Annotated in this window: 20 protein-coding genes; 11 read left to right on the top strand and 9 right to left on the bottom strand. The window is 48.3% G+C overall.

Going from position 1 to position 22,184, the window contains the following annotated elements:
* Positions 1 to 2 precede the first annotated feature (2 nt).
* Complete coding sequence (locus ABY044_RS04555) at positions 3 to 1,091, bottom strand: efflux RND transporter periplasmic adaptor subunit (protein WP_373018618.1); 1,089 nt, start codon at positions 1,089 to 1,091, stop codon at positions 3 to 5.
* Positions 1,092 to 1,377: 286 nt separating this feature from the next.
* Here ABY044_RS04555 and ABY044_RS04560 point away from each other — a divergent pair, with 286 nt between their 5' ends.
* On the top strand, positions 1,378 to 2,094 hold the full coding sequence (locus ABY044_RS04560; protein WP_373018620.1) for a YebC/PmpR family DNA-binding transcriptional regulator: 717 nt from the start codon (positions 1,378 to 1,380) through the stop codon (positions 2,092 to 2,094).
* Positions 2,095 to 2,174: 80 nt separating this feature from the next.
* On the opposite strand, the gene ABY044_RS04565 is transcribed toward ABY044_RS04560, so the two are convergent.
* The 4 genes from ABY044_RS04565 to ABY044_RS04580 all read right to left on the bottom strand — a co-directional run bounded on the left by ABY044_RS04565 (position 2,175) and on the right by ABY044_RS04580 (position 6,268).
* Positions 2,175 to 2,951 carry a hypothetical protein gene (locus tag ABY044_RS04565; protein WP_373018622.1) on the bottom strand — a complete coding sequence of 259 codons (777 nt, stop codon included), beginning with the start codon at positions 2,949 to 2,951 and terminating at the stop codon, positions 2,175 to 2,177.
* On the bottom strand, positions 2,948 to 4,285 hold the full coding sequence (locus ABY044_RS04570; RefSeq protein WP_373018624.1) for an alanine/glycine:cation symporter family protein: 1,338 nt from the start codon (positions 4,283 to 4,285) through the stop codon (positions 2,948 to 2,950). The genes ABY044_RS04565 and ABY044_RS04570 overlap by 4 nt, the downstream gene beginning before the upstream one ends.
* Positions 4,286 to 4,562: 277 nt before the next feature.
* Positions 4,563 to 5,459: an alpha/beta hydrolase gene (locus tag ABY044_RS04575; RefSeq protein ID WP_373018626.1), complete on the bottom strand. Its 897-nt coding sequence runs from the start codon at positions 5,457 to 5,459 to the stop codon at positions 4,563 to 4,565.
* 149 nt (positions 5,460 to 5,608) lie between these two features.
* Entirely contained in the window at positions 5,609 to 6,268 is a 660-nt protein-coding gene (locus ABY044_RS04580; RefSeq protein WP_373018628.1) for an ArsR/SmtB family transcription factor, read from the bottom strand.
* 145 nt (positions 6,269 to 6,413) lie between these two features.
* On the opposite strand from ABY044_RS04580, the gene ABY044_RS04585 reads away from it, so the two are divergent.
* The 9 genes from ABY044_RS04585 (at position 6,414) to ABY044_RS04625 (ending at position 18,639) form a co-directional block, all read left to right on the top strand.
* A complete protein-coding gene (locus ABY044_RS04585) occupies positions 6,414 to 7,652 on the top strand; it encodes an MFS transporter (protein ID WP_373018630.1) in 1,239 nt (412 codons plus the stop codon).
* Positions 7,653 to 7,781: 129 nt separating this feature from the next.
* A complete protein-coding gene (locus ABY044_RS04590) occupies positions 7,782 to 8,543 on the top strand; it encodes a universal stress protein (protein ID WP_373018632.1) in 762 nt (253 codons plus the stop codon).
* Between the two features lie 2 nt (positions 8,544 to 8,545).
* Complete coding sequence (locus ABY044_RS04595; protein ID WP_373018634.1) at positions 8,546 to 11,227, top strand: cation-translocating P-type ATPase; 2,682 nt, start codon at positions 8,546 to 8,548, stop codon at positions 11,225 to 11,227.
* A gap of 88 nt (positions 11,228 to 11,315) precedes the next feature.
* The gene (locus tag ABY044_RS04600) at positions 11,316 to 12,296 is read left to right on the top strand and encodes an AAA family ATPase (protein WP_373018636.1); all 981 of its coding nucleotides are present in this window, start codon (positions 11,316 to 11,318) and stop codon (positions 12,294 to 12,296) included.
* Positions 12,297 to 12,341: 45 nt separating this feature from the next.
* Positions 12,342 to 13,331 (top strand): DUF58 domain-containing protein, encoded by a 990-nt coding sequence (locus tag ABY044_RS04605; protein ID WP_373018638.1) that lies wholly within the window; start codon positions 12,342 to 12,344, stop codon positions 13,329 to 13,331.
* A complete protein-coding gene (locus ABY044_RS04610) occupies positions 13,324 to 13,854 on the top strand; it encodes a hypothetical protein (protein WP_373018640.1) in 531 nt (176 codons plus the stop codon). The genes ABY044_RS04605 and ABY044_RS04610 overlap by 8 nt, the downstream gene beginning before the upstream one ends.
* A 2-nt stretch (positions 13,855 to 13,856) precedes the next feature.
* Positions 13,857 to 15,008: a VWA domain-containing protein gene (locus ABY044_RS04615; RefSeq protein ID WP_373018642.1), complete on the top strand. Its 1,152-nt coding sequence runs from the start codon at positions 13,857 to 13,859 to the stop codon at positions 15,006 to 15,008.
* Positions 15,008 to 17,065 (top strand): VWA domain-containing protein, encoded by a 2,058-nt coding sequence (locus ABY044_RS04620; protein WP_373018644.1) that lies wholly within the window; start codon positions 15,008 to 15,010, stop codon positions 17,063 to 17,065. The genes ABY044_RS04615 and ABY044_RS04620 overlap by 1 nt, the downstream gene beginning before the upstream one ends.
* On the top strand, positions 17,059 to 18,639 hold the full coding sequence (locus tag ABY044_RS04625; RefSeq protein WP_373018646.1) for a hypothetical protein: 1,581 nt from the start codon (positions 17,059 to 17,061) through the stop codon (positions 18,637 to 18,639). Before ABY044_RS04620 ends, ABY044_RS04625 begins: the two co-directional genes overlap by 7 nt.
* An 81-nt stretch (positions 18,640 to 18,720) precedes the next feature.
* Here ABY044_RS04625 and ABY044_RS04630 read toward each other — a convergent pair whose 3' ends face one another.
* The 4 genes from ABY044_RS04630 to ABY044_RS04645 form a co-directional block, all read right to left on the bottom strand.
* Entirely contained in the window at positions 18,721 to 18,984 is a 264-nt protein-coding gene (locus ABY044_RS04630) for a hypothetical protein (protein ID WP_373018648.1), read from the bottom strand.
* 23 nt (positions 18,985 to 19,007) lie between these two features.
* A complete protein-coding gene (gene trxC, locus ABY044_RS04635) occupies positions 19,008 to 19,430 on the bottom strand; it encodes a thioredoxin TrxC (protein WP_373018650.1) in 423 nt (140 codons plus the stop codon).
* A 72-nt stretch (positions 19,431 to 19,502) separates the two neighbouring features.
* A complete protein-coding gene (locus tag ABY044_RS04640; protein ID WP_373018652.1) occupies positions 19,503 to 19,955 on the bottom strand; it encodes a hypothetical protein in 453 nt (150 codons plus the stop codon).
* 448 nt (positions 19,956 to 20,403) lie between these two features.
* Positions 20,404 to 20,751: a hypothetical protein gene (locus ABY044_RS04645; protein WP_373018654.1), complete on the bottom strand. Its 348-nt coding sequence runs from the start codon at positions 20,749 to 20,751 to the stop codon at positions 20,404 to 20,406.
* A 184-nt stretch (positions 20,752 to 20,935) separates the two neighbouring features.
* On the opposite strand from ABY044_RS04645, the gene ABY044_RS04650 reads away from it, so the two are divergent.
* A partial coding sequence (locus ABY044_RS04650) for a retention module-containing protein (RefSeq protein ID WP_373018656.1) occupies positions 20,936 to 22,184 on the top strand: 1,249 nt, incomplete at its 3' end.

The raw sequence follows: 22,184 nt of genomic DNA on the forward strand, positions 1-22,184 counted from the left end.
GCTTACTGCTCCTGCTTAGAAGACGGTTTGCTTGGCTGTAACAGCTTCTCTTGAATTGCGTCGTTTTGCATGGCTTTGATTTTGACCGAAACCTTGCTGTTGACACGCATTACACCTTGGCTGACGACCAAGTCGTTTTCGTTTAAGCCGGTTAAGACCTCCGTTAAGCTATCCCCGATTTCGCCGGTTTCAACCGCCACTTTTTCGGCTTTGTAGAGTCCGTCTTGCGAGGCTTTAAGTCGATAGACGAATTCATTGTCGCCAAGCATCAGAATAGCGGTATTCGGTGCGTTTAATTGGGTTTTGGAAGGCAAATCGATTTGTGCTTCCACCATCATATTGGTTTTTAGACGATTATCGGGGTTGCCGACGATTGCGCGAACCTGAACCATACGGACTTCTTGTTCCAAGCGCGGAGAAATCGCACTGATATGCCCTTCAAATGTTTGATTGGGGAAAGCGCTGCTGCGCAGAGTAACGTTTTGGCCTTGTTTAAGGTAACTGAGATATTTGATCGGAATATACAGGTCGAGTTTCATTTCGCTGGTGTCGTCCAGACTGACGATTTGATCGCCCGGCGAGACCAATGCGCCGACGGCGTAATGGCTGAAACCAAGTTGTCCGCCAAAGGGGGCGTAAATACGGCGGTCGGCCACCTGGGCTTCGATCACCTTGCGTTTCGCAACGGCGGTTTGCCATTCACGGTATTTTTGGTCAATCAGAGAGCGGGTTACGGAGCCGCGTCCCTCAACGTCTTTGACACGGCGGTATTGGCGTTGGGCTTCTTCCGCCAACGCTTTGGCTTCTTCCAATAATGCCAGCTGTTCGGCGCTATTCAGCTCCAACAACAACTGGCTTTTACGAACCACTTGTCCTTCTGTAAAGTGTATCGCCTTAATGATTTCGGTGACATTGGAGGAAATATCGATGGACTGTTTAGCTTGCAGATTACCCAGCGCCTTAATCATCTGCGGTTGCGATGTCTTCGTAACTTGATAAGCAATGACCTCTACAGGCGGTTTTGCCGTGGCACCCACCGAATAGGCCAACGCCATAAGATGAATCAGAAACAGGGCTAAAGGTTTCAGCATGATTTCGACCATTCCTTAAATGAAAATCAATTTCATTTATTTTATGTTCAAAACAGCGCTTTGACTAGCGCTTTTGCACCTTGTATCCGCCTAAAATCTCGGTAAATAGCGTGTGATTGTGTTTATTTCGGTTTTCATAAGCGCTTGGTTTGAAAAATAATTTTGAAGAGCTCTCTTCATTTTTGTTTTGGCTTAAATCCGGAAAAAGCGCACATTCAAACTCCCCATGAACAAATGTAATGGTGTAAAATTTACGTTTTATTATTTTTCAACGGAGCAGTGCGAAATGGGTAGAGCCTACCAAAACCGTAAAGATTCGATGGCGAAGACGTCTGATCAAAAGGCTAAAGTTTACAGTAAATACAGCCGTGAAATTTATGTGTGCGCTAAGAACGGCGGTATCGAAACCGAGAGTAACTTGGCTCTGGCCGGTTTGATCGAACGTGCAAAAAAAGATCAGGTTCCTGCCCACGTTATCGAGAAAGCAATTGAGAAAGCCAAAGGCGGCGGCGGTGAAGACTTTGCACTGGCACGCTATGAAGGTTACGGACCGGGCAACTCAATGGTCATCATAGACTGTCTGACCGATAACCCAAACCGTACTTTCGGTGACGTACGCCACTGCTTTACCAAAGCTAAATGTAAGATTGGTACGCAGGGAAGTGTGACTCATATGTTCGACCACAGCGCGATTTTCGTTTTCCCTGGGGAAGATGAAGAAGCGGTATTGGAAGCTTTGATGATGGCCGATGTGGACGTTAGCGATATCGAATGCGAAGATGGCAAAATCAGCGTATTCGCTCCGAACACCGAGTATGCCAAAACCAGACAGGCTTTGACCGAAGCTTTCCCTGGCGTCGAGTTTGAAGTAGACGAAATTCAGTTCATTCCGCAAATGTTTAAACAGCTTGAAGGTGAAGATTTGGAAATGTTCGAGAAGTTTTTGGACAGCCTTGAAGACTTGGACGACGTTCAAAAAGTCTATTTCGACGTAGAAATGTAAGTGCTGATTTAAACGTTTTCAAACGCGATAAATCAGGCTTTAATTGTAAAAAAGGCAAAAGAGTTTCTCTTTTGCCTTTTTTATTGCCCGTCAAAACGTAAATTCAATTCCCCTAATCCTTGGTATTCCAGTGAGAAGGGCTGTTGCGGTAAGATTTCAAACACACCCGCATAAGAACCGGTAATGACGGTCTGACCCGCTTTGAGATCGATCCCTTGTTGACTTAAGTAGTTCACCAGCCAAAATAGCGGCGCTTGTGGCGTACCGTTGGGGTGTTTGCCTTTGATGACCTTTTTCGGTTCGGGTTTCTGGCTCAGTGTAAAGTCGATCTCTTCGGCGGTAAAAGCCTTTTCCAGTGGAATTGATTGACCGATATAGGCCCCCTGGTTAAACAGGTAGTCAGCTAGATGCTCAAAAAAAGATGCTTTTTCGTCGCTTAAATAACGGTTTTGAATGAATTCTAAAGCGAGGTAAGCCCCTTCTAGCGCTTCGATTATCTCGGATTCTCGATAGGCTTCAGTTCGTGCCGGAAGATCTCGTTTAAGACGAAATCCGATTTCCGGTTCGATTTTGCAAATGCCGTCTTCAAGCTGAATCGGACAGGGCGATTGAGTGTAAATGGTACTCGCCAGAATGGGGGCGACAACGAGTTTGTCGTCAAACGGCAAGGAGCACTTCCAGCCGCCGATTGTGTCCTGATTATCGGCCGTAAGTAAGATCGTTTGCGCTTGTTGGATCAACCAGCCCTGTTCGCTGTTTTGCGGGCGTAATTCCGCCGGTAAGCGCGGCGTGATTTGATGGTTAAGGCGGCGTTTTGCTAAAAATTCGGCCGCCGCCTGAACGGTCTCTTGGTTCATTTTTGTTCTTGGCTGAGCTTAATGATGATCGGCGAAAGTACCAGTAAAGCAATCAGGTTGGGAACCGCCATCAGAGCGTTGAGTACGTCGGCTAGAATCAACACCGTATTGAAATAGTTGGAGAGCGCCGCCCCGGCAAACACCGCCAACACCCATAACATACGGTAAGGCGTGATGACTTTGGTGCCGGCCAGATACTCGGCGCAACGTTCGCCATAGTAACTCCAACCGATTAAAGTGGTGAATGCGAAGATGGCCAAACCAATGGCGACAACCACCGAACCGAAATCGGAATCCAAGCCGGTGCTGAATGCCAAAGCCGTCAGTGGTGACCCGGTTTCGCCGCTTTGCCAAACGCCGGTGACCATGATGACCAAAGCGGTCATGGTGCACAGAATGATGGTGTCGATGAAGGTTCCCAGCATGGCGATATGCCCTTGATGGATCGGATCGTTGGTCTTGGCCGCTGCGTGGGCGATGGGGGCTGTACCCATTCCGGCTTCGTTTGAGAATACGCCGCGCGCCACGCCGAATTGAATCGCAAGAATGATGCTTGCTCCCGCAAATCCACCCGCCGCCGCGCTACCGGTAAAGGCGCTTTCGACAATGGTCATCAGTGCGTTTGGCAGCTGATCATAGTGGATTCCGAGAATGTAGAAGGAGAAACCGATATAGAGTACGGCCATCAACGGCACCAAGGCGGTCGCCGTTTTGGCGATACGTTGAATGCCGCCGAACAGCACTAGACCGACCAGTACCATGAGTACGATACCGGTGTATTGGTTATTGAATCCGAAGGCGGTTTCCATGGCTCCGGCTACCGCGTTGGCTTGTACCATATTACCGATACCGAAGGCGGCGATGGTGCCGAATAGGGCAAAGGCAAACGCCATCGGCTTCCACTTTTCGCCCATTCCGTTTTTAATGTAATACATCGGTCCGCCGACGTGGCGACCTTCGTCGTCCACTTCGCGGTATTTCACCGCTAGTACTGCTTCGCTGTATTTGGTTGCCATGCCCACCAGTGCCGTAATCCACATCCAAAAAATCGCTCCCGGTCCGCCGATGAAAATGGCCGCGGCCACCCCTGCAATGTTTCCGGTTCCGACCGTGGCAGACATCGCCGTCATCAAGGCGCTGAACGGACTGATATCCCCTTCCTGTTTCGAGTGGCGCTCTTTCCATAACAGGCTGAAAGCGTAAAACAGGTTGCGCAAAGGTAAAAAGCGCAGACGAATGGTGAGATAGACGCCGGTGCCTAGCAAGAGGGTTAACATGGCCGGGCCCCATGCCCAACTGCTTGCGGAGGATAGGATTTGATTGATCGATTCCATGAGCGTGCCTTTTACCTTTTTAGTGGGTTGTTGATAGTAAAGTTAACGGTAAATTCGCGTATTGTCTAGAAAAAGTCGGAATTTGACGGTAACAGGCTGAAAATACACAGGAAGAGGTAAGGAAAATAAGGTCGGTGAAGGATAGAAATAGGGAGGACGAAACCATTAGACCTATTTGACATAAGTTTTGGCGTTTTCAAGCAATAAAAAAGCCCGTTAACACGGGCTTTTGTACAGAAATCATTAATAAATGATGCGATTTGCTGTAAAGATGCTTTTATTCTTTAATAAATGCCGCTGCATTTTCGACCAATTCTTCACTAAACAAGTCTAGGAAAAAGTGATCGGAATCTTCGATGGTGTAGGTTTGTACCAAATCGTTGTCGACCGATTCCATCTTTTTAGGTAGATCGGCAACAACCGTGTCGGCTGATCCCATTATGACGAGCGTAGGCTTAACCGCTTTTTTCAATAAGGTCGGCGTGTCCATGCGAGGCTCGCTTTTGTAGTAGCTTACAAACGCATCGGCAGAGGCGGAAGTGCCCTTACAGTAGATGAAGTTGATATTTTCCAGCATGGTATCGCCTTTGCCCTCTTTGACCAGCTTTTCAGCCGAATTCAGGATGGGTTCCAAAGGAAGGTCATATTTTTTGGCGTAGTCTTTTTCCTCGGCTTCCTTGCTCCAGGTTTGCGGGGCGATCAGGATGACTTTTTTGATGACCGGATCGTCATGTTCGATACTGAACCAAGCCGTTTGGTTACCGCCGCGCGAGTGTCCCATTAGGGTGACGGATTTGGCGCCTTTCGATTTCAGCCAGTCCAGCCAGAATCCGATTTCATCCAATGCATCTTCATGTTTATGGGTTTGCGGCAGGGCGCAGTCGATTTCACCGTGACGGTCGTTGACGTTCAGGCTTAAGTTCGGTGCCAGCGAGCTGATACCTTGATCGGCCAACAATTTCTGGATGCTGCGGTAGGTTTCGCGGCCATTATGAGTGGTGGTGCCGTGGGTAAGCAGTACGACGTCATCGGCGAGTGTTTTGCCTTCTGCCATAACTAGATTGGCGTTGACGGTCAGGTTTTTGTACGTCTGTTTAATCTCTTCTGCCGACGCGTTGAACGCGGTGGCCAGCAGGAACCAGAAAAGAGCGAATATCGAGAATTTTGTTTTCATTTTAGTTTCCTCAAAAATAATCGGGATGACTGCAAACCCAGTCGAATCGCTATATTAGCAGAGCCGAATTACTTCTACTAAAAGTATTTTCTTCGCAGTTAATAAAGTGATTTGATGGCTTTTTACTAAGTGGATTTGTTGGTTGTCGTTCAGTTTTCTACCGTAGTCGGATACCCCGCCGCTTTCCATTCCGGAAATCCGTCAACTAGACGATGTGCCTTAACGCCCGTTTTCTGCAAGGCTTCGACCGCATCAAAAGAGAACAGGCAATAAGGACCGCGGCAGTAGGCAACGATTGTTTTGTTGTTATCCAGCTCGCTAAGACGTTTACTTAAATCTTCCGGCGGTATGTTGACGGCATTGGGAATATGACCTTGTTGATATTCTTTTTCCGGTCTGACATCCAAAACGATGACTTCACCGTTTTGGCTCATTTTCATCAGTTGATCGGCACTGATAGGATCGAGTTTATCTTTTTGAGTCAGGTAGCTGTCCACCAGATTTTCGACTTGGGCCAGATGGGTTTCGGCGGTATTCCTTAAGCTGGCGATTAAACTGATTACATCGTCGCCCGCTAAAAGATACAGGCGTTTATTACCTTCTTTCCTGACCTCTACCAAAGCATTCTGCTTTAGAACTTGCAGGTGCCTTGATGTATTGGCGACGCTTAAACCGCTTAGCTGACTAAGTTCTTCGACGCTTCGCTCCGCTTGGGCTAAATAGTCCAGTAATTCAAGCCGTTGAGGTGAGGCGATAGCTTGTGCGATTTGTGCAAGAAGTTCGAATAATTGTTTCTTAACCGAGGACATAGCAAGGCAAACCTGTATAAATTATAGTATTCAACTATTCAATTAATTGATTGAATAGTTATGTTGGGTTGATTAGAATGCATTCCGTGAATGATTAAGCATTCGTTTTTATTTCAGCCCTAATAACATACATCAAGTTTTGAAAATGACAACTAAAGCCTTGCTCGAACACGGTATTCGAGCCAATAAAATGCAATTCATTTTGCAGTTGATGCAAGTATTTCTGGTCGGTTTGACAATCGGATCGATGCGTATCGTGATTCCGGGTCTGGCGGAAACCGAATTTGGTTTAGCCAAGCAGCAGTTCTTTTTATTGGCTTCATTTGTGGTGGTGTTTGGTTTGGTCAAGGCCGTGATGAATCTGCTCGCGGGTAAGTTGTCCGATCTCTATGGTCGTAAAAATGTTTTGGTGGTGGGGTGGTTGGTTGCGGTACCTATTCCTTTCATGTTGTTGTACGCACCGGATTGGAACTGGGTGATTGCGGCGACTTTTTTATTGGGGTTGAATCAAGGTTTGGCGTGGTCGATGGCACTGAATAGTAAGTTGGATTTGGCTGGATCGACGCAGAAAGGTTTGGTTAATGGGTTAAATGAGTTTTCCGGTTATGCGGCCGTAGGGATTGCCGGAGTCGTGACCGCCTATTTTGTGAATTTATACGGTGCGCGTGAAGGCCTGTTTATTTTCGGTAGCGCGGTGATTCTGACAGGTTTGATGATGGCAGTGTTTTTAATCAAAGATACGATGAGCTGGATGGAACGGCATCAGCAGGCCGCCGAACCGGTGGAGCCTCAAACGCTTAGACAGTTGTTTAAATCGGCTAGTTGGCAGGACGGCAATCTACAGGCATTGAATCAGGCGGGTCTAGTGGAAAAATTTACCGATGCGCTGATTTGGATTTTTCTTCCGGTTTATTTTTTATCTCAAGGCCTCAGCTTAGTGGAAGGCAGTGCCGTTATTATGATTTACGCTGTGGTTTGGGGGGCTCTGCAGTTGGTGACCGGTCCTTTGTCGGATAGGATCGGTAGAAAAGGGTTGGTCGTATGGGGAATGTGGTTGTGTGGTTTGGGCGTGTTGGCGATTCCTCTGACGCAAGGTAGCTTTTTGTGGAGTATGGAGGCGGCTTTAATCGGTGTTGGAATGGCAATGCTATATCCGAATCTAGGTGCCTCGATCTCGGATTTTAGCCCGGTTAGACATCGTGCGAGTCTGATTGGGATTTATCGGTTTTGGCGCGATCTAGGCTATGCGATCGGCGCTTTGTTGATGGGTTCAATCGTGCAAGTGTTTGATTCGATGGATATGGCCTTTTGGCTGGTAGGTATTCTTATGTTGTTATCCGGTTTGTGGGTGCAGCGGGTGCTGCCTAAAAAGACGGCTTCATAGGGGGCTGCGTAAGCGAGGAGATTGTGGTTTAAAAGTTTTTACATAAAGACCATTAGGTTATTGTCGATATTGACTTTTTTTGCAGTAAGATAAAGCCTCTAAAACTTGTTGTCTGGCAGGGGGTAGTTTATGCGCGTTGTATCTTTGGTGAATGGTTCTTTGCTTTCGGAAGCGGCCAGTTTATATGCAATTACTTATGCGCAGGTGGTGCAACTCCCTCTGACGCTTCTTTTCATCGATAATGGCGCCGAATCGGTGGAGAAATTGCATCTCTCGGTCGCTTCTTTGAAGGAATTGGCCGACGCGCTGGGCGTTGAGGTTGAAACCGTCATTCTGCAAGGCGATATGCTGACGCAGTTGAAGCATTACGAACAGCTCTATGCGATTGATACCTTGTTTTGCGCGACCCGAAAGCTTTCTCAGAGCCACTCGTTCAGTGAAAAAATCGTGCGGGCGGGTTTGGAAACCGCCGTCGCGGTGGTTAAGGTTAAAAACGTGCCTCAGGTACGTTCTTACCATCGCGTGATGTTGGCGGCGGGCAAGGCGATTAACCCTCATGCCTACCTTTTATGGTTGGGATTGCTGAATGACGGCGATTCGCTCGGAAAACTCTATCTGCAAAATAGCCATTCGGCTGCTAAAGCGTCTACTAAGTCGGGTTTGAAGTATGAGGCGGCACCGTTTGTGCAGATTGCCAAGATGCTGCATCAAAACGTTGAAGTGGTGAATGCCATGCAACCGGCTGATCCCGAAGAGATGAATAATTATTTGATCGCCAACAGCCTGGACTTGGTGATCTACGACGCCAACGCGTATTCGCAGAAGATGTTGAATCAGTTAACCGACGAGTCGTCGGTTAACAGCATTATTTTCTACCCCTGGAAAGCGTAGCCATGTTGTTCGAACAGTCGCCTCAAGAGATATTAAGATCGCTTAAGAGCAGCGAATCCGGCTTATCGCACGCAGAAGTGATGCGGCGTTTGGAAGCGTTCGGTCCAAACCGGATTAAACAAAAAGCTAAAAAAGATTACCGCATCGAGTATTTAAAAGAGTACACCTCTTTCTTCCCGATTTTGCTGGAGGTCGCGGCGATTTTGGCGTTGATCGCTGATTACTTTCAGCCCGGGCAAGGCAATGATGTTTTGGCCTATGCTGTATTTGGCGCGGTGTTCCTCAACGCCACCTTTACCTTCTGGCAGAAATTCAAAGCAGACAAGGCGATGGAAGCCCTGCTTAAACTGGTGAAGTCGGAAGCCAATGTGATTCGTGAGGGGCAGGTGCAGACGGTGGATGCCAGTCAGATTGTGCCGGGTGACATTCTTCAATTGGAAGAGGGAGACAAGGTCGCAGCGGATGCGATTCTGCTTAGCGCTAATGACATTTATTTGAATTTGTCGGTGTTAAACGGGGAATCCACCCCTTCCGCCCGTTTAATGGAATCGGGCGGAGCGAAGCGCGAACTGGATGCTAAAAACATGGTGTTTGCCGGTTCGTCGATTACCAACGGCAACGGACATGCGGTGGTGGTGACCACGGGAGACGCCACCGAATTCGGTAAGATCGCCAGAATGACGGCGGAAGTGGTCACCATTCAGACGCCGATAGAAAAAGAAATCCGTCATATGACAAAGCTGCTGACTTTATTGGCGCTGGCGGCGGGATTGGTGTTCTTCTTCCTTGGGTGGTTTTCGGATCGGGGCTTGCTGATTTCGGCTATTTTCGCTCTGTCTTTGATTGTGGCGAACGTACCGGAAGGGTTATTACCGACCATCACCTTATCCTTGTCGTTGGCTTCTCAACGAATGGCGAGACGCCAGGCGTTGATTAAAAACCTGAACTCGGTACAGACGTTGGGTTCGGCCACGGTAATTTGTACCGATAAAACCGGTACTTTGACCCAGAACGAGATCACCGCCAGAGTGGTTCACTTGGCGGACGGCAGTGAGATCGAGATTAGCGGAAACGGCTATTTCGGCTCGGGTGAATGCCAATTTGTGAAACGGGGTTCGTCGCAAAGTGAACGGCATTTACAGCAATTTTTGACGGTTGCCGCCGTAAATACGCATGCATCGGTGGATGCAGCCGAGAAAAGAGTGATCGGCGATCCGACTGAAGCGGCTCTGGTCGTTGCCGCGAAAAAGTATGTTGAAATGCCGGAATTTGAAAAGATTCGCGAGTATGCATTTTCGACCGAACGCAAGATGATGTCGACGTTGGTAAAGCAAGGCGATGAAAATCAACTGTTCGTCAAAGGGGCCCTGGAAAGCGTGCTGCCTTTGTGTAACCAGATTCAAGTCGAATCGTTGGAGCCGATGACGGAAGAGCGTCGCGGACAAATCGTGGAGCAGAACCGGATGCTGGCCGAGAAAGCGTATCGGGTTTTGGCGGTGGCGATGAAATCGGGCGACGGCGAAGATCAATTGATTTTCCTTGGTTTGATCGGCATGATCGATCCGCCGCGAAAAGGAATCAAGCAGGCGATTGGCGAATGTTATTCGGCGCATATCAAGGTGACGATGATTACCGGCGATAATCCGGTAACCGCCAAAGCGATTGCCGAGAATATCGGTTTACGGGTGGACGAGGTACTGACCGGGCAGGAGTTGGATGCTTTGTCGAACACGGCCTTAAAAACCAAGTTGAAACATCATCATTTGTTGTTCGCACGCATGGCGTCGGCGCAGAAACTGCGCATTGCCCGACTATTGCAGGAGAACGGCGAAGTGGTGGCAATGACCGGTGACGGCGTAAACGACTCGCCGGCATTGAAACAGGCCGATATCGGGATCGCAATGGGATCGGGTACGGATGTCGCCAAAGAAGCGGCGGATATGATATTGCTGGACGATAACTTTAAGTCGATTGTGGCGGCGGTTGAAGAGGGGCGTACGGTGTATTTCAACATCAAAAAGCTCACGACTTACATCCTCAGCTCGAACGTGCCGGAAATCGTGCCTTATGTATTGCAGTTCTTTTTGAAGATACCGATGCCGTTGTCGGTCATTCAAATCCTGTTGATCGACCTCGGTTCGGATCAGCTGCCGGGGTTGGGATTGGGATCGGAGAAGCCGGAAAAACATATTATGCAACGGCCGCCGATGAGCAAAGACGAGAAGATCCTCGATTGGGAAGTATTCAAGCGCGGCTATTTTATGAACGGTGTGTTTGAGGGGATGGCGGCGATGTTCGCGTTTCTCGGCTTTCTGTTCTTGAATGGTTGGCAGTACGGCGATCTGTCGATCGATTCGGAGTTTCACCGTCAGGCGATGACGATGACGCTGTTGGGGGCGATCACCTGTCAGATGGCGAACGTTTTCACCTTGCGTTCGTGGGAAGGCGGGATTTGGCAGATTACAAGCATTAATAAGATGATCTGGTTCGGGGTGGCGACCGAAGGCCTGTTTATTTTGGCGGTGCTGTATGTGCCTGCCGTGCAGACGGTCTTTAATACCGCTACGGTTCCTCTGGAAAATCTGTGGTTGCTGATTCCGTTCCCCGTGCTGTTGGTATTGAATCACGAATGGTATAAGGCGCGGCAAAGAGCCAAATGGCAACGTGCGGTAACAACAATTTAATCGCTGTTGTTTTTGTGTACTAAGAACAATTAAGCGAAATATGTCATAATATAATGATAAGAAAAACTACCTATCTAGGAAATGGAACATGTCTACACAAACAGAATTTCACGCGCTGAAAAAGCATTTGCAAAAAGTGATTGTCGGTCAGGAAGCTTTATTGGATAAGATGATTATCGGTTTGTTGACGGGTGGACATATTCTGTTGGAAGGGCCGCCGGGCCTGGCGAAAACCACCGCCGTCAAGGCTTTGTCAAAGGGCGTTCATGCCAGCTTTCAGCGAATTCAGTTTACGCCGGATTTGATGCCGGGCGATGTTATGGGTTCCGAGGTGTTGGACGTTAACAGTGGGCAGTTGAATTTTGTAAAGGGTCCGATTTTCAACGAGATTGTACTGGCCGACGAGATTAACCGTGCACCGCCTAAAGTACAGTCGGCCTTGTTGGAAGCAATGGCCGAGAAACAAGTGACGGCTGGCGGGCAGACTCGAGCTTTGCCGGAGATGTTTCTGGTTATGGCAACGCAGAATCCATTAGAGCAGAGCGGTACTTATCCGTTGCCGGAAGCGCAGCTTGACCGCTTTATGCTGCATGTTGTGTTGGATTATCCGGACGAAGTGGAAGAGTTGGAGATTCTGCGCCGTGACCGCGCCCATCATTTTGGCGAAGATCAGGAGCAGCCCGCCGCTTTTCTAACGCCGGAAAATGTGTTGCATGCGCGTCACGCGATTTCGGAACAGTATGTGTCCGAACCGGTTGAAAAATACATGGTCGCACTGATCAGCGCGACCCGTAAACTGGGTGAGTTGGATTCGAATTTAGCCGGTGTGTTGGATGTGGGGGCCTCGCCGCGTGCTTCGATCGCATTGCTGCATGCTGCCAGTGCCTATGCCTGGTTGCAGGATCGTGATTTTGTGACGCCGGATGACGTTATCACTTTATTGCCGGACGTATTGCGTCACCGCTTGATCGTGAGTTTCAGCGGACGCGCACAGCAATGGAATGCCGATTCGATCATCGAGAAAATCATTGAGTTAGTACCGGTGCCTTTAACGGAAGCGAACGCTTAATTGCGCTTGACTGTATTGGATTGACGATTGGGATCGCGTGAAAATATGTCGGTGTTAAGTTTAGTTAAGCTAGGCTTGCAGAGCTTGTTTAAGCAAGTGGAGTCGTCTATGGACGCTTCAAAACGCTTGCAACAGCCACTGCTGTCCGCTGTTCAGATCAATGAGTTGGCCGAAGAAGTGTCGCATCTGGCCGGCCGCCTGCCGAGAAACCTGCGTCCAAGCGAGGCTTTGCGACAGGGTGAACAGACCAGCCGTTTTATGGGGGCGGGTTTGGAGTATGAAGAGAGCCGTCCTTATCAACTCGGTGATGAAATTCGCCGTATCAACTGGCGATTGATGGCGCGTAGCGGTCAAGCCTATACCAAACTGTTTCAGGAAGAACGCCAGGAAAATTGGTTTATTCTCGTCGATCAACGTCAAAGCATGCGCTTCGGCACCAAAACCCGCCTTAAGGCGGAACAAGCACTTCGTGTCGCCGGTTATTATTTATGGATGGCGCAGCAATCCGCAATTCCCGTCGAAGGAGCGCGTTTAGCCGAAGATTTACAGGCTACGCCGATATTTGAAGGACGCGGTACTTTCGAGCATTTGATGGAAATCTTTTCGCAACCCTGTCCGCCGCAATCGCAAAGCCGCCAAGAGCCTCACCTTAATGATGTTTTGCTGGAGCTTACCCAGCGAATTCAGCCGGGTTCCCGAGTGATTTTAATCAGCGACTTTCATGATGCCAATGCCCGGACAACGACGATTTTGACGGCCTTACAACAGCGCAGTTTTGTTAAAACCGTATTTATTGAGGACGCCGCCGAACGCAATTTGCCGAGTACCGAAGGGTTGCAGCTTCAATCTGTGGCGACTGCGGAAACGTTCAATTTGCACGGCTCTCAGCAGGTCGCTCAATACCATGCTTGGGCAGAAAGTTATTTTGAAGAACTTCAAAGCTTATTACAGCAATCCGGTGCAGTTGTGACCACCTTGCTGGCGCACGAACCTTTGAGCAAGCTCGCTGGGAAAGTGGAGGCTGTTAATGGCTGATTCGATGACTGATTCAATGGCCAATACGCCGAACGTGCCGACGATGGGTTTGTCGTTGCAGGATATCGAGATGCCAACGCCGCCCGGTGTGGATTGGAGTTTTTGGACAACGTTATTGGGTTGGAGTGTGCTTGGATTGTTGATGATTGTTTTGCTGTTGTGGATTGGCAGACGTTATTACTTGCCGCTCCAGTTGTCGTTGCAGCTGCAACGATTACAGCATTCAGCCCTTAAATCCGCAGCTGAATCGGCAGATGGCGAATTAATTATCGATAAAACTCAGTTGTGGCGTCTGTATGGTTGGGCGAAATTGTTACAGCGCCATTTGGGTAAAACAAAGGCCGAAATGGTCTCGATGGAATCCTTTATGCAACGCTTAAACCAGCTTGGATTTTCGCAAGCGGATGTTTCACGTGAAACTTACATACAATTGGTTATTCAAGCTCGGGTGTTGTTGCAGAAGCGTGCGTTTTTGAGATTGAGCGCGCCTGTTGATTCCAATATGACGAGCAAGGATAGCTGAGTATGGAATCCTTGGTAATGTCATGGTTGAGTGCCTTATCTTTAGACGTGGATAGCTTTGCAACGCCGGTTTGGTTGTGGCTGATTCTGCTTTGGCCTCTGTTATGGTTATTGCAAACGCTACGTTTATGGCCGATTCAGGCTAAAGAAGACGATTTGGCGCAGTTGCAGTCGCAACGCCAGTTTGTGTTCAGACACCCGTTGATTCATTTGCAAAGTCGCGTGTCTCAAACGTCGCCGGGCAAATCGATTTTTTCGTGGTTTAAATTGTTTCTGCAATTGTTGCGCGGTTTGGTAATCGTCAGTCTTGCCGTGGCTTTGGCGCAACCGCAAAAGATGCAACCATCCGATCCGTTACCTCAAGAAAAAACCGTGCGTGATGTGGTGTTTGTAATCGAAAGCTCGGCGTCTTTTTTGTTGCCTGACTATCAGGTAAACGGTAAGGACGATACGCGTATGAATGTGGTGAGATCGGTGTTGGATCAATTCATTGGCGGCCTTGCCGGAAATCGCTTCGGCTTGACGATTTATGCCCAGCAGGCTTATACCTTGATGCCGTTAAGTGCCGATCAGACGGTTGCAAGATTGAATCTAAAGCGCCTCAAGCCTTATTTGGCGGGGCGTACCGATGAGGCGCTTGGCGAAGCGTTGGGGCTGGCTTTAAAACAGACCGAACAGGGCATGCAAAAAGGCGATGAAGATACGTTAAGGCGTGTGGTGGTGTTGATTAGTGACGGCCAGGCACAGCCTAGCCGAATCGACGTGAGCGAGGCGATTAACTACGCTCAGATGATGAATGTGCCGATCTATACAGTGGGTGTCGGTGCAAGCAGTCAAGAGGCCGATCAACGTCTCTATTCCGGCTTGCTTTATCAGCCGTTGGAGTCGGAGTCATTGAAACGGATCGCCGCCGAGACCAACGGGCACTATTATCAGATCGGTAGTGGAGACGATTTACAGAAAGTGTTGCATAAAATAGATCAAACGGAAGGCGTACCTTATTTGGCACCGCCCAGTCCGCCACAGAAGATTCCACTGTATCACTGGCCGTTGTTGTTCGGTGTGTTAAGTTTGTTGGTCTATCTGTTGTTGAGCATTGCATTGGCTTCGCATTTGTCCAAGCCGGTTAAGACCGCCACGCAAGGAGGTCTCTAATGGATTCGATGATGGCATTCTGGTCGGTTTTGTTCGGTGGAGACCTGCAGTGGCGTGCGCCGTTGTGGTTGTGGGCCTTATTGTTACCCCCGTTGTTATGGTTTTTCAAACAGTGGTGGATTAAAGTTCAAAAACAGAGTTATGCGGATTCACATCTTTGGCCGTGGGTGGAAGCGAATCCTTTATTATCGAAATCAAAATCAAATTTGGATAGGTCTGCCGGTTTTAAAACGGGTGTGCTTAGCGTGGCGGTCGGTTTTTATTACAAGGTTAAACAACTGGTTTCGCCGAGTCGATTGCTCAGCGTCGGATGGTTATGCCTGATTGTTGCGTTAGCCGGTCCCCGGAGCTTGTTGCCGAGTCCGGATCAGACGAGTCGTGCCGGTGTTGATGTGATGGTGATGATGGATCTTTCGCACTCCATGACCGCCGAGGATGTCTATCCCAGCCGTTTTTTACAGGCGAAGTCATTGGTGGAAACTTTGGTCAAAGGATTACAGCCGAATGACCGTGTGGCATTGATGGGGTTTGCCGGACAGCCGCATCTGGTCAGCCCCTTGAGTTTTGACCGCGATCTGTTTCAGCATTCGTTGAATTTATTGGAACCGGATATGTTACCGACACAGGGAAGCTGGTTGGAACTGGCGGCGATTTCTGGCTTGCACCATCTGCAACAAACCGCTGGTAATGCGAAAGTGATGCTGGTTTTAAGTAATGGCGCACCGGCATTTTGGAAGCCGCAAAATTTACCTGAAGTGGTTAAGGGATTGCCCGAAACACAAGCGTTAAGAAGCGGGCAGACCGACGTCAAAACCATCTGGATTGGGATCGGTAAGCCAACACCAAGTAGTTTGCCGGACAAAACGGATAAAACCGGACGTTTACACGCCAATGGCATGTTGGTGCAGAGTCGCTTGGAAGAAGCGGTGATGAAAAAGTGGGCGCAAACGTTGCATGGCATTTATCTGCACGGTTCGACCGATCAAGCGTTTATGTCCAGATTGATGGAAGAAGTGACACTGCCTGCGCAAAGTCGAAGTTTGCCTAGTAGTCAGCAGGTTTGGCAGGATTTTTCACAACCGTTCATGGTGATGGGTTTGTTGGCTTTATTGTGGGCGTTTTATCCGCTGACATTTGCGTTTGGTTTGACGGGTCAAGGAAATAAAGACGCTGTTAAAAAGAGCGAAAACGGTGTTGCTTCGTTATTTATGCTTGGATTTGCCATATTGTTTTCAACTGTATCGCTGTCTCCCGACGTACAAGCCGCAGAGAGTTCCCAATCCATTAAGCAGAGCGCTTATCAGGCATTTCAGGCGGAACAGTACGATTTGGCCACTTCTTTGTATGATCAAGTTGCCGATTATGACGGTTATTTAGGGGCGGGAACCTCTGCCTATAAAGCCGGGGATCTGGAATCGGCCGTGTTGTACTTCAGGCAAGCTGCGTTGAGTGCTAACGATGATGATTCAAGGGCTAAGGCGTTGTTTAACTTAGGTAACGGTTATTATTTGGTGAATTTGTTGCCGCAGGCAATCGAGGCTTATCGCCAAGCTTTGCTGTACCACCCTCATTATGTTAAGGCCGAACAAAACTTGGCATTGGCTTTACAGCGCAAACAGTTCGAGGATGCCGGCAAAAATGCCAAAGGCGAAGACGACGACGGCAGCGGTGAGGGGCGTGATTCCGAAGGCGCTTTTTACGGTGGTCAAAAGCCGAGTGCTTCGTCTGAAACCCCGGGTTTTGGGGCGGATGATGTCGAAGGTTCCAGCGGAGAAGACAAAGTCATTTTGCCGCAAGCCGGAGAAATCACCGATTACCGGTTTGACAATCAAGCCGGTTCCGCTCGCTTGAACGTTGATCAACGTGCCCAGGTTGCGGCTGGTTCGGCAATCTTGCAACGTCAACAGCAATTACAGCGCGCCCAGGCATTCGAAAATCAATTGCAGCAGTTGGACGACCAACAAGGCGTATTGTTGAAACGACTTTTCGAGCGTGAAGAGGGCTTTCAGGCTGCGCAAGAAGAAGCGCATCCGATTCCGGGGGTTCAACCATGGTAGGCGGTTTTGTGATTTGGTTTGAAAAGTCGCGATTATGGCTGAGCGGTATTGCAGGGATGCTTTTGATTCTATTGGCAGCAGCGGTCCATGCCGAGACGGAAGCCCCCAAGGTTCGTATCTATCCAACCAGTGTCATGCTAGGGGAAAAAATCACCTTGTCCATGCAGGGTCCAACCGTGTTTCGGGATTTTGAAAAGTTGGATATGGATGCGCTGAGGGAGCATTTTGCTATTTATGAGGTCGATACGGAATCGGATTTAATTCGTCTACGTTTATATCCTTTAGGCGTAGGGCAGTTTCAAATCAAGGCGCAAAGATTAGGGGTGATTCGCATTCCCGATACGACGATTGAGGTTAAGCCTAATCCCCATGTTGCGATTGAATGGAAGACACCGGACAAGCAGGCGTATCCGAGTCAACAATTAAGCTGGAATGCACAGGTGACGGTGGATGATCCTGCCAATTTGGTGAGTTACGAAGCCCGTAAGACCGATGGCTGGCAATCAGAGGTGGCAGAGAAACCGTTGAAAGAAGCGATCTTGTCGGATCAGCAAAAGATGGTTTTATTGGCCGCCAATTATCATCTGGATTCGTCACAGGACTTTTTTAATGATTCTAGAAAGAGTGCGTGGTTGGTCGCTTCGCCGACGGTGATCGTAAAAAATACCAGTAACCGACGTTGGTTGTTTTTTGACCGATTGTTAAACATGGAGGTTTCGCCGCTTCCGAGCTTTTTGCCGATTACCCAATCGGTGGGAAAAATTGAGTTTAGTGCGTCCAGTGTCGGTTTTGGGCAGCAAACCGGGGATTTGGCTCATTGGATTTGGCATTTGCGCGGTTTGGGAATGAATCAAACGTCACTCAATAATGTGGCTTATCAATTGATTTCGCAGATCGGCCACGATCCTAAGATTGAATGGCTAACCGAAAGTCGCCAAGGTTCGCAGTCCATAACGGAACAAGGATTGATGAGCGAACTGACAGTGAGTGTGCCTTATCGAATCTTGGACTCCGGCCCGTTTACACTCCCAGGGTTGCAATTGCGTTATTTTGATCCGCAAAGCGGCAAAATTCAGACTCGAATGATTGCAGCGCAATCGGGCTTGGCCGTTCCGCCTTGGAGTATTTGGTTGTTGCAATGGGTTGGATTGTTGTTACTGTTATTCAGTATGTTTGCCGTATTATGGTTGTTGAAACAGTTGTTCATTAATTGGCGATTACGTCGGGCGATCAGTGAGGCTGACGATGCCCGGCAGATCTGTACCGCTATTTGGCAGTGGCAGTCTCAGCAAGCTTGGTCTGGTTCGCGTAGCGAATCCAATATGAAATCGTGGCCGGTTGGTGTTGGTTCTCTGGCGCAGTTTTCGGATTGGTATCAACAACGATTTGTTGCCGACTCGGAATTGGATCAGCTTGTTGAGCAATTAAACAGCTGGCTTTACGCGAAGCCGGAATTTCGTTCCGAAGTGAATTGGCAAGCCGTGCGACAAACGGCGCGGAGCTGGAGTAGACGATTGCCGTTAATACCTAAAATGGATTTAAAAGGGCTTTTAAGTCGCTTTAAATCGGCGTAAGGGTTGAGGTAGGGGTTTTAACCATAAAGATTTAGATACGAAAAGTGGATAAAAAACGGGGGCTTAATGCCCCCGTTTTTGTTAACGGTTCTGATTGAAAGTTTTGTCGAACGGCTTGATGATTCGTTGGTATTTTTTAAAGGCAATCCAACCGGACCAAAGCAGAGAGCCGATAATCACCGCGCTCCCGGCATACGCCAGACCGGTCGAAAATAGATTGACGCGGATAAGGCTCGGTACCATCAGCAGAACGCCGATAATCAATCCCAGTGTCGTCGTTTTAATCGCGACCTTTAGAATGCCGTTGACCAGTTTTTGTTTATGTTCGTTTGAGCCTAGTTCCATGTGCATCCTTATCAGGTTTGGGTTTAGAGATATTGTTCCAGCCAGCGACTGAAGTTTCCGAGATCCATCGCGCCCGATACACGGGTAATTTCTTTCCCGCCTTGGAATATTGCCAAGGTTGGAATAGAGCGTATGCCGAATTGTGCGCCGATTTGCTGCTCGGTTTCGGTATTGATTTTAACGAAACGCGCTCGCGGTTCAAAGTTTGCCGCCGCTTGAGTGAACGTGGGAGCAAAACTTTTACAGGGTCCGCACCACGGCGCCCAGAAATCGACCACCAGAGGTTGATCGGATTTTTGATAGGCACGCATAAATTGCTGGCCGTTCATTTCAATCGGTTTGTTTAAAAACAGTGGATTTTTACATTTTCCGCACGTGGGATGACTGTTGAGTTTTTCATCCGCTACACGGTTCAGTCCGCCGCAGCTAGGGCACATAATAATCATGCTTCACTTCCTGTTTTGATTGAATGTGTGCAGTTAATAGGGTCGTGTTGTCGTCTATTCAAGCTTTTTTATTTATAGCCAACTTGGTTTTGGGCTTTCTTCTCTACCGGCTTCATAGCCGCGATCGACAAAACCGTGCAAGGTGTCGTCGTGTGCGTGAATCAATTCAATGATTTTCGGATCATCGCTGGTCAGAGTGGCTTCAACGCCGTTTTCGACATTACGGTATTCCATTTTAATTTGGTCTTTGTATTCGAATAGGGCTGCAAATAAAGGATCCCATGAACGAATTGCGCGCCCGCCGGCAAAGCGCTTTTCCATACCTTCTACATGCTGTTGAATGATTTTGCCTAATTCGGGCGTCGTTGCCGTGGTGGTGCTGCAAATACCGTTTTCCAATTTCACAGTTTCGCGTTTGAGCTGAGAGTGCTTTTCTAAAAGCTCACTGAAAAGCGCTTGATCTTGTTTATGCTGTGCATCGCTGCCGTGGCCGTGTTTATAGGTTTTTTGTTGATGATCTGGCATGCTTTCTCCATGATGTAAATCATTATTGGCTGGCAATATGGGAAGAGTGTTAAAGCTATTCTAATCTTTTTTTTAGAGAAAAAAAAAGCACGGTATTGGCCGTACCGTGCTGAATGTCTGAGGAGCTATTTAAGTTATTTGACAATGAATAACTTAAATAAGACTTAAAAGGGATTTAAGTCCAACTTTAAATAAACGATTTATTTAAGTTGAGATTAGTTTAACGTCAGGAAACAAGAGAATCAATCTTCAATGCTTGAAGAAATATTGAGAAAGTATGAAGTTTTTATGCATAGATCAAAAAAATTAATGACCATTGATAATTCGTTGTTTGTGAAGCACTTGAACTACTTTTTCAGAAAAATGAAGCGGACTTGTTCATTGGTTTTGTTCAAAGCGCTTCATTGCGAAACGGTTTCTTGTTGTGCCGTGGGTTCAATTAAAAATTTTATGACCGATCCGAAGCCGGCTCAATAGCTTCTTCGTTGCTCATGGAACGGTTGGACGAGTTATTTAAGCTATCGGCATAAGTTAAGCCGGCATCGGTTTGTCTGCTTTCCATCCCCTCATTTTCAGTTGATTCCGATTCGCGTACCGTTTGTGTGGCGGCGAGATTTTGGCTCTCTTGACTGAGTTTTAGAGCTTGTTCAGACAGCGTGACGGTACTATTTCCTGCCGCACTTGAACTGGCTTTGGTCTGGTCGTTCATTTTTAAGTTTTCTTGAGCAACGGTCGGAGAAACTTGGGTCTGAGCGCTTAGAGAAGCAGAAGATAAAACTGGATTTAGAGTACTCATGTTAAGGCTGTCCGTCTAATGGAATGATTCATTTATAGTAATTATAAAGAAACTATCTCTTTGTTTTATAGAATTTTTTTATGTTGTACTTTGGGGTAGTGGTTTATTCCCTTAAAAAGAGTAATATAAAACTATAACCATTCATATTAAATGGTAATCATGTTTTGCTAAGGAGGGTGGAATCATGTCTATTCAAGCTGGAAAAGTAGCCGCAGTCAGCGGAACAGTGCAAGCAGTTAATCCGGAAACGGGGGGCGTGCGTTTATTGCTGCTCGGTGACGAAGTGTTTGCAAATGAAATCATCAATACTTCATTGGATGGGCAGGTGACCATTGATTTGAATAACGGTGAAATTTTAACCTTGGGTCGTGATTCCGAGATGGCTCTGGATGAAGATGTCTTGGGTGCCTCTTCCAGCATTCAAGCGGCGGGCGGAGAAGAAGCTGATGTCGCAGCCCTGCAACAGGCGATTCTTGAAGGCAATGTTGACCTTGAAAATCTGGAAGAACCGGCAGCGGGGGATATCGGCGGAACGTCCAGTGCCAATGCCGGTGGCGAAAACCTGGTAGAGAGGTTAGGTTCGGTAGGTGCCGTTACCAGCGGATTCGATACAGCGGGAATCAGCAGTTCCACAGCAGACAGAACATTTCCTGCCGGAGACCTTGTTGTTGAACCCGATGTTAATGCTCCTCCGGTTGCGGCCGACGATTCGGCCGTGCTTAATGAGGATGCCAGTCAAGTCATCGATATCCTTGCAAATGATACCGATCTGGATGGGGACACGTTGATCGTACAGGGCGTTACCCAGCCGGAAAACGGTACTGTGGTGATTAATGAAGACGGTACGGTCACTTATACTCCGTATGAGAACTTTAATGGCACGGATAGCTTTACCTACACCGTCGTAGATGGAAACGGAGGAAGTGACACGGCCTTAGTGAGTTTAACCGTTAATCCTCAGAACGATCCGCCGGTCGCCGTCGATGATGTGGCCACGTTGGATGAAGATTCAAGCGCAGTTATTGAAGTGCTTGCGAACGATACCGACCTGGACGGCGATACGCTAAGCGTGCAAAGCGTGACTCAGCCGGAGAATGGTAGCGTAGTGATCAATGCAGACGGTACGGTCACCTATACGCCAGTCGCTAATTATAACGGAACTGACAGCTTCACCTACGTTATGGTCGACGGTAATGGCGGCAGCGATACAGCCGTTGTGAACTTAACGATCAATCCCGCCAACGACGTACCGGTTGCGGTAGACGACCAGTTTACGTTGGACGAAGACGCCGTGTTGAACGACACCTTAGTCGGTAACGACACCCCAAGTCCGGACGGAGGAAACGTTTGGGAATTGGCCAGTGTCGCAAGTCACGGTAGTGTGGTGGTGTATCCCGACGGCAATTTCAGCTACACGCCGGAAGCGGACTACA

The sequence above is a fragment of the Thiomicrorhabdus sp. genome (genome assembly GCF_041583835.1).
GTDB lineage: Bacteria > Pseudomonadota > Gammaproteobacteria > Thiomicrospirales > Thiomicrospiraceae > Thiomicrorhabdus.